Source organism: Paraburkholderia sp., from assembly GCF_036488505.1.
Classification (GTDB): Bacteria; Pseudomonadota; Gammaproteobacteria; order Burkholderiales; family Burkholderiaceae; genus Paraburkholderia.
The window spans coordinates 1-2,620 of sequence record NZ_DASXHN010000452.1 but is presented as its reverse complement, the minus strand read 5'-3'; the positions used below and the strand labels follow the sequence as shown (position 1 = coordinate 2,620).

Genomic DNA, 2,620 nt, shown 5'->3' with positions numbered 1-2,620 from the left:
GTGTGCGCGGCCTAAACAGCGGCGAGGCGATGTTCGAGGGAGCCGGCGTCAATGTCAACGATCGGGGGATTCTGAAGTCGACAATTGATCAATTATTGATCAATCGGCATGGCCGGTGGGAGACCGCGGCGGCGACTTCAGCGCATTACCAAATGCACCACCAACGCCACAGCTACCGCTATCGCCCCTAGCGACGCGATCAACACCCCCGCCGCTGCGCAATCCTTCACCGCCCGAATGTGCGGATGAATCTCCGGATGCAGGTGATCCGCCAAATGCTCGATCGCCGTGTTGAACATCTCGGCCGCGAAAACGCCGGCGCTCGCCAGCATGATCAGCGCCCACCAGAACGGTCCCGGCCGCAGAATCAGCAGCGCCACCACGACGACAACGAACGCGCCAACCTGAATTTTCGCGCTCTGTTCGGACCGGACCGCGTAGCCGATCCCGGCCAGCGCGAAACCCACGCGTTTATAAAACGGTTGATTCTTGTGACCGATCATCTGGCGTGCGCCGGGGCCCTCGTTGCCTAGTTTCCGTACAGATACTGCAGCATGATTCCGACGAAAATCACCGCGCCGACATACTGGTTATTGAAGAATGCCTTGAGGCAACCCGCCGGCTCGCGCTTCCGGATCAGCCATTGCTGATAAAGGAACAGCAGACCCGCGGCAATCACCCCGGCGTCGTACCACTGTCCGAACTTCATACTGCGTCCCGCAAGCACGAGCGCGAATAACATCATCGCCTGCATCACGCCGATCAGCAGTTTGTCCATGTCGGCGAACAAAATGGCGCTCGACTTCACACCCACCTTGAGGTCGTCCTCGCGGTCGACCATCGCGTACATCGTGTCATAGATCGCGGCCCACATGACGGCGGCGATGTACAACACCCACGCGACACGCGGCACCGTGCCACTCTCCGCGGCGAAGGCCATGGGCACACTCCAGCCGCCAAACGAGATTCCCAGGTACAACTGCGGCATCGGAAAAATGCGCTTCACGAAGGGATACGAGACGGTCATCGCCGCGCCGATGAAGGCGAGCTTGATCGTCAGAAAATCGAGCCGCGTGACGAGGTACAGCGCTACCGTGATGAGCACGGCAAACAAATAAAGCGCCTCGCGCGGCGCCACACGCCGTGCCGCAAGCGGACGATCGCGCGTGCGCCTCACATGCGGGTCGATATTACGATCGGCGTAGTCGTTGATCACACACCCCGCGGCGCGCATCACGAAGACGCCCGCCACGAAGACGATCAGCACGCGCGGATGCGGCCGCCCTGCCCCGGCGATCCACAATCCCCACAGCGCCGGCCACAGGAGCAGCCAGGTGCCGATCGGGCGATCGAGCCGTGCGAGCAGCGCGTACTCCTCGATCCGGCGCTGCATTCGGTATAAAAAGGGCGCTTCCCGAGGCTTAGGCTCGCTGAGATCGAGTTCCGGTGCTACCGCGGCCATGACCTAATCCTCGTGTCTACCCGACTCTTCCATAACGCTCGCCCGACCCGATCCAGCGGGCGGCGAGTGCCGCAATAATATCCGTGTGCGATTCGAGGAGCAGCTCCGCCGTTTCCTGCACGCGCGGCAACAAATCGGCGTCGCGCATTAAATCGGCGACCCGCAGCTGCGCAAGCCCCGTCTGCCGGGTCCCCAGGAGCTCACCCGGGCCGCGCAATTCCAGATCGCGGCGCGCAATCTCGAAACCATCATTCGTCTCCCGAATGACCTTCAGACGCTCGCGAGCGAGTTGCGACAAGGGCGCGCGATATAACAGTACGCAAGTGCTCGCTTCGGACCCGCGCCCCACACGGCCGCGAAGCTGGTGTAGTTGCGCTAACCCCATACGTTCGGCGTTCTCGATCGCCATCAGCGTCGCATTCGGCACGTCGACTCCGACCTCGATCACGGTGGTGGCGACCAGGAGTTGGATCTTGCCGGCTTTGAACGCCAGCATCGCTTCGTCTTTCTTCGCCGATGGCATACGTCCGTGTACGAGGCCCACCCGGACTTCCGGTAATGCCTCCGCCAGCGCTGCGGCCGTCTCTTCCGCGGCCTGCGAACGCAACTCCTCGGACTCTTCAATCAACGGGCAGACCCAGTACGCCTGGCGACCTTCTCGGCACGCCTGCACGATCCGCAGAACGACCTCGTCACGGCGCTGTTCGGGGATGACCACCGTCTTCACTGGAGTGCGGCCAGGTGGAAGCTCATCGATAACCGAAATATCGAGGTCAGCATACGCCGTCATCGCCAGCGTCCGTGGAATCGGCGTCGCCGTCATGATGAGCTGGTGTGGAACGCGACCGTGCTTCTGTCCCTTCTCCTGCAGCCGCAGGCGCTGCTGCACGCCGAAACGATGCTGCTCGTCGACAATGACGAGGGCGAGATGGGCGAAGTCGACGCCCTCTTGAAACAGTGCGTGGGTTCCGACGACGACACGGATCTCGCCGGAGGCGATGGCTTCGAAGGCACTGCGACGCGTCCGCGCTGGCTGCGAGCCCGACAGCAGTGCCACGGTGAGCCCGAGCGGCTTGAACCAGTTGCTGAAGTTCCGCCAATGTTGCTCGGCCAGCAACTCCGTTGGGGCCATCAGCGCAGCTTGGAAGCCGCTGCCCG

The 2,620-nt window shown here is 62.5% G+C and carries 3 protein-coding genes; all 3 read right to left on the bottom strand.

Translation table 11 applies throughout. From position 1 onward, the window contains the following. Positions 1 to 137 precede the first annotated feature (137 nt). A complete protein-coding gene (locus VGH68_RS26055; protein WP_331606596.1) occupies positions 138 to 467 on the bottom strand; it encodes a diacylglycerol kinase in 330 nt (109 codons plus the stop codon). Between the two features lie 62 nt (positions 468 to 529). Next, the gene (gene ubiA / locus VGH68_RS26050; protein ID WP_331606595.1) at positions 530 to 1,462 is read right to left on the bottom strand and encodes a 4-hydroxybenzoate octaprenyltransferase; all 933 of its coding nucleotides are present in this window, start codon (positions 1,460 to 1,462) and stop codon (positions 530 to 532) included. A gap of 16 nt (positions 1,463 to 1,478) precedes the next feature. After that, on the bottom strand, positions 1,479 to 2,620 hold a 1,142-nt coding region (locus VGH68_RS26045), incomplete at its 5' end, for an ATP-dependent DNA helicase RecG (RefSeq protein WP_331606594.1).

Bases quoted from the DNA above. Each gene is read 5' to 3' on its own strand.
- ubiA (WP_331606595.1), bottom strand. From the start codon at position 1,462: ATGGCCGCGGTAGCACCGGAACTCGATCTCAGCGAGCCTAAGCCTCGG.